5 protein-coding genes, 1 tRNA gene and 1 pseudogene are annotated in these 7,148 nt (G+C 60.2%); 4 read left to right on the top strand and 3 right to left on the bottom strand.

The window, feature by feature from the left end:
- The 4 genes and pseudogenes from ENN83_RS03375 to ENN83_RS03360 all read left to right on the top strand — a co-directional run.
- Nucleotides 1-988: pseudogene (locus ENN83_RS03375) on the top strand (site-specific DNA-methyltransferase); the annotation flags it as partial.
- A gap of 2 nt (nt 989-990) precedes the next feature.
- A complete protein-coding gene (locus ENN83_RS03370; protein ID WP_287184109.1) occupies nt 991-2,181 on the top strand; it encodes an AAA family ATPase in 1,191 nt (396 codons plus the stop codon).
- Nucleotides 2,178-2,651 (top strand): hypothetical protein, encoded by a 474-nt coding sequence (locus ENN83_RS03365; protein ID WP_287184107.1) that lies wholly within the window; start codon nt 2,178-2,180, stop codon nt 2,649-2,651. Before ENN83_RS03370 ends, ENN83_RS03365 begins: the two co-directional genes overlap by 4 nt.
- Before the next feature lie 3 nt (nt 2,652-2,654).
- Nucleotides 2,655-5,450 (top strand): BPTD_3080 family restriction endonuclease, encoded by a 2,796-nt coding sequence (locus ENN83_RS03360; RefSeq protein ID WP_287184105.1) that lies wholly within the window; start codon nt 2,655-2,657, stop codon nt 5,448-5,450.
- A 46-nt stretch (nt 5,451-5,496) separates the two neighbouring features.
- On the opposite strand, the gene ENN83_RS03355 is transcribed toward ENN83_RS03360, so the two are convergent.
- The 3 genes from ENN83_RS03355 to ENN83_RS03345 form a co-directional block, all read right to left on the bottom strand.
- Nucleotides 5,497-5,886, bottom strand: coding sequence for a hypothetical protein (locus ENN83_RS03355; RefSeq protein ID WP_287184103.1), 390 nt, complete (start codon nt 5,884-5,886; stop codon nt 5,497-5,499).
- The gene (locus ENN83_RS03350) at nt 5,883-6,149 is read right to left on the bottom strand and encodes a DUF6429 family protein (RefSeq protein ID WP_287184100.1); all 267 of its coding nucleotides are present in this window, start codon (nt 6,147-6,149) and stop codon (nt 5,883-5,885) included. Before ENN83_RS03350 ends, ENN83_RS03355 begins: the two co-directional genes overlap by 4 nt.
- 352 nt (nt 6,150-6,501) lie before the next feature.
- Nucleotides 6,502-6,591: transfer RNA gene (locus ENN83_RS03345), tRNA-Ser, on the bottom strand.
- Nucleotides 6,592-7,148: the final 557 nt, after the last annotated feature.

Below are 7,148 nucleotides of genomic sequence, written 5' to 3'. Positions count from 1 at the left end.
GGCGATGCAGCGCCGCATGGACCAGTCCATCGCCGACCATGCCGAACAGGAGACGCTCTACGACAAGCCGCGCATCGACCGATCAAAGCTGCGCATCTGCGGGCCATTCTCCGTCGAGGCGGTTCCCGCGCCCACCGTCCTGTCGCTCGATGAGAGCATCCCGCCGCAGGAAGCCGATGAGTCCGTCGCCCGCTCTGGCGAGACCTCGCGCCAAAGCTCATGGCGCGACGAGTTGCTCAAGACCGGGGCGAGGGCCAAGGGCGGCGCGATGCTCCGCTTTGCCGAGTTCGAGACGTTACCGGGGCTGCGCTACCTCCACGCCAGCGGGTCGCTCGCCGAGACGGGCGAGCGCGTCGTTGTCAGCTTTGGCCCCGAGCACGCGGCGCTGGAGCAGCGTCAGGTGGAACTGGCCCTGACCGAGGCCGAGACCCTGCGCCCGGCGCCGAAATTCATCCTGTTCTGCGCCTTCACCTTCGATCCCGAGGCCGCGAAGGACATCGACGAGGTGACCTGGCCCGGCGTGACGCTGCTCAAGGCGCAGATGAACACCGATCTTCTGACCGAGGATCTGAAGAAGAAGCGCGCCTCGAACCAGTCCTTCTGGCTGATGGGCCAGCCGGACGTTGAGCTGCGCAAGCGCAAGGACGGGATGTGGGAGGTCGAGGTGAACGGGTTTGATTATTTCGACCCGAAGGCGGGCGATCTGGTGTCCGGCGGCAAGACACAGATCGCCATGTGGTCGCTGGACGTGGATTACGACAACCGCTCGCTGATGCCGCACCAGGTGTTCTTCCCCATGGCGAATGCCAAGGGCGGCTGGAACCGCCTGCGCAAGACGGTGAGGGCAGAGCTGGACGAGGACCTGCTGGAGCAGTTCCACGGCACCGTCTCGCTACCGTTCAAGGCGGGCGAGAACCGGCGGATCGCGGTCAAGATCGTGGACGACCGCGGGATCGAGTCGCTCAAGATCATGTCGTTGGAGTTCTAACAATGGCTATCAAGAAGAACAATAAACGTACAAAAATTCGTCTTGAAAATGTTGGCCCAATATCTGATGCCAAATTAGATCTTGGTGACCTCACGGTTCTTGTTGGGCCGCAAGCTAGCGGCAAGAGCGTGTTCTTGCAGACACTGAAGTTAGCAGCAGATCGTAACCACGTACTCGCATTCTTTGAACAACAGAATGTTGTGTTCAACGGTGACCCTGCGGCAGTTCTCAACGGCTTCTATGGGCGCGGTATGGCAGGCATGTTGGATAACAACCCGTCTGTTACCTGGGAAGGGCAGCGCTATGACCTCAGCGCACTCACGAAGTTCAAGAAACCCAAATCCAGCCAAACTGAAAGCCTTTTTTACATTCCCGCGCAGAGAGTAGTCAGTTTACCTTCAGGTGCTTCTCAGGCCTTCAGCAGCTTCAATTTTGGAGACCCGTTTGTTCTGCGCTATTTCGCGCACCGGGTACACATCCTGCTGCAAAACGAATTCGGCTCAACGGCTCAGCTTTTTCCTGCAAAGGGCCGCTTGAATGAAAATCTTAAGGCGCCAATCGCAGAACACTTTTTCGGCGGTGCTCAACTTAAAATCGAGCCTAAGGATTTCACAAAGACGCTCACCCTCGAAATAGAGGGTTTTTCTGAGGGCCTTCCATTTCTGGCTTGGTCGGCCGGTCAACGAGAGTTTGTACCGCTCCTGCTCGGTCTCTATTGGCTCTGCCCTGCAGGGAAGGTTTCGAGGCGCGACAGTATCAAGTGGGTCGTAGTAGAAGAGCCCGAAATGGGGCTGCATCCTCGAGCAGTTTCGACCTTCTTGCTTATGGTTTTGGAGCTGATGAGGCGTGGATACAAAGTTCTGATATCCACTCATTCTACGGTCGTTCTTGATCTAATTTGGGCGCTTCGCCAAATACAGGAAGACGAAGGTACTGAGGCTGACGTTAGAGAGCTTTTCGGGCTTAATTCAAACCCCACAACGAAACAGATCGCCGATAGCGCGCTGGCAAAGGATTACTCAGTCTATTTCTTTGAGCGAGGTGAGCCTGCTCAAGACATTTCATCCTTGGACCCCGGGTCAGAGGACGAAGCAGTCTCGAATTGGGGTGACTTGAACGGTTTCGCAGGCCGCTCGGCAGATGTTGTCGCAAAATTTGTTTCGAGAGCAAGCACGACGGCCGCTGAAAAATGACTGTGTTCTTGGATTCGACGGCAGCAGCTGAACTAAATGGAAAACCTGGCAAACAAGCCATAAAAGCTGAGTACCGCGGTAAGGTCTTGGTAGGAGGCGGTGCCGGCTTCACTGGAAGTGTCGATCTCGACCTTCATTTTGCGAATGCCGAACCAAATGCCAATCGTTGGGACTATGGAGTCGGCTTCAGTCACGGGAATGAGTTTGCTTTGTGGGTTGAGTCGCATCCTGCGAGCGGCTCGGCGGAAGTTGCTGTTATTCTTAAGAAACTGGATTGGCTAAAATCAAAGCTTAGATCACCTGGATATGAAGGTTTGGCTGCACTGACCAAGGCTGCAGAAGAGAAAGGAGAGATACCCTTTCGCTGGCTGTACAAAGGGAAAACCAGTTTTCGGGCCAGCGGCAGAGAAGCCCGTCAGCTTGCCCAAAAGGGTATGAAATTACCCGAACGAAGCATACGGGTTGGTTGAATCATGTCCCTCATCATCAACACGCCATTTGAGTGCCCCTCGCAGCACTGGGTCGAGGGCAAGGGCGGCAAGCTCGAGATCAAGCCTGAGCGGCGGCCGGCAAGCTACGAGGTCTTCGACGCGCGAAACAACACCAAGCGGACTGAGGTTCTGGATCTGGTGAACACGATCCGGGCGCGCGTAGATCAGTGGCGCGCGGACGGCTGGCCCGGCGTCACCATCGTGACCCGAAAGCTGCTTGAGCACTGGCACGACCGCGATGCGCGCCAGTACCCGTTCTATTTCTGCCAGCTCGAGGCCATCGAAACGCTGATCTGGTGGGTCGAGGGTGCTGAGGCCTACAAGCAGGGCATCGCGATACCCGGCGACGGCGGGGCGTGGGAACGTCTGTGCAACAAGATGGCCACCGGCACGGGCAAGACCACGGTGATGGCCATGATCATCACCTGGCAGGTGCTGAACGCGCTGACCTATCCGAAGCGGAACAAGGACTTCAGCCGCGCGGTGTTCATCGTGGCGCCCGGCCTGACCGTGAAGGAACGGCTGCAGGTGCTGATGCCCAGCGAGGGCAGCTACTACGACGAGTTCAACCTTTGCCCGTCCGAAGCCCTGCGCCAGAAGCTGAACCAGGCGGAGGTGCTGATCGAGAACTGGCACACGCTGATGCCGCTGAAGGAAGCCGACCGCTCGGTGGTCAAGAAGGGGCGCGAGTCCGACGAGGCCTTCACGCGGCGGGTGCTGGGCAAGCTGGCCGCGCACAAGGACATCATCGTCATCAACGACGAGGCGCACCACGCCTATCGCAAGCCGCCCGAGGTGAAGATCAGCAAGAAGGTGGCCGCCGAGCAGGGCATCGACCTGGACGAGGCCACGCGCTGGATCGAGGGGCTGGACCGCATCCACAAGACCCGGCGCATCCAGCGCTGTTTCGACCTCTCGGCCACGCCCTTCGCCCCGACAGGCAAGAAGAGCACCGACACGGCGCTGTTCGACTGGATCATCTCGGATTTCGGTTTGAACGACGCGATCGAGGCCGGGCTCGTGAAGACGCCCCGGGTCGTTGTGCGCGACGACGCTGTTCCGGACGCAAAGACGCTGCGCTCGAAGCTCTACCACATCTACCGCGACCCATCCGTCTCCGAGGACCTCAACCGGGCAAAGGCCGAGCCGCATGAGGCGCTGCCGAAGCTGGTGCAGGACGCCTACACGCTGCTCGGCGCCGACTGGCGGGAAACACGTCGGCAGTGGCGAGAAGCCGGGCATCATTCGCCTCCGGTCATGCTCACCGTCTGCAACCGCACGGAGACCGCGGCCCGCATCGAGAATTATTTCAACAAGGGCGATGCGCATTGGCCGGAGATGCACGCGCCAACGAGGACGCTCCGGGTCGACTCCAGGGTGCTGGAGAAAGCCGAGATCGGAGAAACCGCCTCATCCGACAAGGATTACGAGGCGCGCCTGAAGGAGATCATCGACGCGGCAGACCTCCCTGAAACGCGCCGTCAGCAGTTCCTCGCCCTGAAGAAGGAGGAGCTGCTGCGCGAGATCGTGGACAACGTCGGCAAGAGGGGTGCCGCCGGTCAGGACCTGCAGAACGTCATATCGGTGGCAATGCTGTCGGAGGGTTGGGACGCCAAGAATGTGACGCACATCATGGGGCTCCGGGCCTTCACGTCCCAGCTGCTCTGCGAGCAGGTCGTCGGACGAGGGTTGCGCCGCGTATCCTACGACACCGACGAGAACGGCCTGTTCCTGCCCGAATACGTCAACGTCTTCGGCGTGCCGCTCTCGATCTCGGAAACCGGTGAAGGCGGTGAGGCACCGCCACCTCCGAAACCAACCACGCAGATCGAAGTGGTGCCCGACCGGGCGCATCTGGAACTTCGCTGGCCCAACGTGCTGCGGGTGGAAACGGTCGTAAAGCCGGAGCTCGCCATCGACTGGAGCAAGGTACAGCCCCTCGTACTCGATCCCGCCAGCACACCGATCAGCGCCGAACTCGCTCCGGCGCTTGGTGGCGCGACGGACATGGGCAAGGTCACCGCGATCGATCTCGAGAAGCTACCGGATGGCTTCCGTCTTCAGCGACTCGTCTTCCAAGCTGCACGGAAGGCGTTTGCAGAGTTGAGCCACGGGTTTACCGGCACGCCCGAATACTTGGCGGCGCAACTGGTCAGAATCGTTGAGGCATTCCTGAACTCCGACCGTCTCGACATTCCCTCGTTGTTTCATTCCGACCCGCTCCGGCGGCGCATTCTCATTGCGCTCAATATCGACCTCGTGGTCCAGAATGTGCTGAGCAACGTGACTGAGCAGAACACGGAACGCCTGACGCCGGTCTTCGACGAGGAGAACCCGATCGGTGCAACCGGCCAGATGCGCACTTGGTACACCACCAAGCCATGCTTCCCGACGACCAAGTCACACATCAGCCATCAGGTTGGGGACTCGGCGTGGGAAGGTCACGCGGCCAACGTCTTCGAGAAGCGTGATGAGGTTCTTGCCTACGCCAAGAACGATCACCTCGGTTTCCAGATCTACTACATGTGGGCGGGGTCCCGGCGGCGCTACGTCCCGGATTTCCTCGTGCGCCTTGCGGGCGGCACGATCCTCGCGCTCGAGATCAAGGGCACCGACAGTCCTCAGAACAAGGCCAAGCGGGACGCACTGAACGAATGGGTGAAGGCGATCAACGCTGCAGGCGGTTTCGGACGTTGGGCATGGGATGTCGCGTTCAATCCGGGCGAGGTGCGGGACATCATAAAAAAACATGCGGCCGTCGCCGAGCCGGTTGTGTAGTTATGGCCTACGAGCATCCGTTGAAGCCTCACCGGACTGCCAACGACTATCTCGGCATTTTGGCTGCTTTGTCGCCGATGATTGTCGAAAGGAATACCTCGTCCAGCTTCGGCTCGTCCCATCGCTCTGCGACGGCAAGCCAACGGTCGAGATGGTCGCGAAACCTCGGGTCGTCAGCCTTGAGGTGAAAGGTGTAGAGCCGATCGACGATCTGCCGCATCAGGTTTCGCATCTGATCGTCGTCGAGGTGGGAAGCGTCAGTCCAAGGAATTTGGCGGCCGTCGGCGTCGGTGATGAATACGTCCGAGTAGTCGCCCGTGTGGGTGACCGGGACTGCGCCGGCGTGCAGTTCCTCGATCCTGGTGTTGCGCACGCAGATCATCGCCATCAGCTTCGCCAGCCGGGCAGCGATGCGCGCCTCGTCGGCCGGCTTCATCGTTCGGACCTTCGTGGATCATCTGACCGCTGCTTCATGAATAGCTCGCGGAGAGCTGCTTCGGCTCGGGTCAATCCGGCCTCTGTCAGGGCGAGCGATTTGGCCTTACCGACGGGATCATGGATCAGACCCTTCGCGTACAGCCTGTCGGTGATCGACCAGTCGATCCCTTTCCAGACGCGGTCGCCGTCATGCAGCGTCAGGCTGAGGATCGCCAGCGCCGCGTCGTCGAGCTTATCTGTATCGAGCTCCGGCTCCGCCATATTCCGTCTCCTTCCCGTTCAGGATGCCGTCGTCGCCGGAAATTCTCAATGGCGGAAGGGATTTGCGAGGCCGGGCAAAGAAAAGAACGGGTTGGATTTCAGTTCCTTTTCACAAACGCCCCCGGCGTCGAAGTGTTCAGGTGGCGAAGAAAAATATCTTCACCTTTTCAGAATGTTACAGGCTATGCACCAGATTCGTGCAGTCGAGAGGTCCGGAGAATATCGGGCTCCAGAGAACGATTCCGGCTGCTGCGTCGAAGTCGCCAGTGCTCAGCCCCTGCCGCATAACCCTCGAATACAACGAGAAAATCCGGCCGCAGCCGGATCGGGAGAACGCTTTCGCGAGGGCAAGTGGCGGAGACGAAGGGATTCGAACCCTCGAGACGGTTTCCCGCCTACTCCCTTAGCAGGGGAGCGCCTTCGACCACTCGGCCACGTCTCCGCTGACGCGTATAGCCGCCCAAGTGACAGAGAACAAGGCCGTTATCCCCGCATGTCCGCGACTCATGCGGCCGGGCTGGTGTTTATCTCCGGGTCAGGCGAGGGTTGCCCGATCGCGCGGATCCTTGCGGGGTGATCTGCGGACTTGGCGTTCTTCCCCCGAACGGGGATGCGGGCGGGGTTGAGGGCAAGGGTGAACGGCCGGGGCTGCCCGATGGTGCCCGTCTCGGCAAGCGGGTCCGGCACCCCCGGAGGCCGCGCGCAATTGCGTTAACCGTCGCAGCCAGGCCGAGTGCGAAAGGGCAGAGGGCTGCGACCCGTGGCGACAAGCCCGGCCGCCAGTCCGGTTCTGCCTCGCTGACGCGCGGCGATGCGCGCCGGAACCCTGCGCCCCCGGCACGGTCGGGCATGGTCCGTCGGAACCGGGGTTTCGATGTCTGATACCAACGGCCTTAGCTTCTGACCGCTTTGGCATAATCGCGGTTTGTGATGGATCGGACGGTGGCGATGTCGTTGGCGAAGAAGTTCCAGGCTTCGCAGCATCGGGTGACGATTTCC

The sequence above is a fragment of the Rhodovulum sp. genome, assembly GCF_011048875.1.
GTDB classification, from domain to species: Bacteria; Pseudomonadota; Alphaproteobacteria; order Rhodobacterales; family Rhodobacteraceae; genus Rhodovulum; species Rhodovulum tesquicola.
Note: the sequence above shows the minus strand (reverse complement) of the source record. Positions and strands in the feature narration are given on the sequence as shown.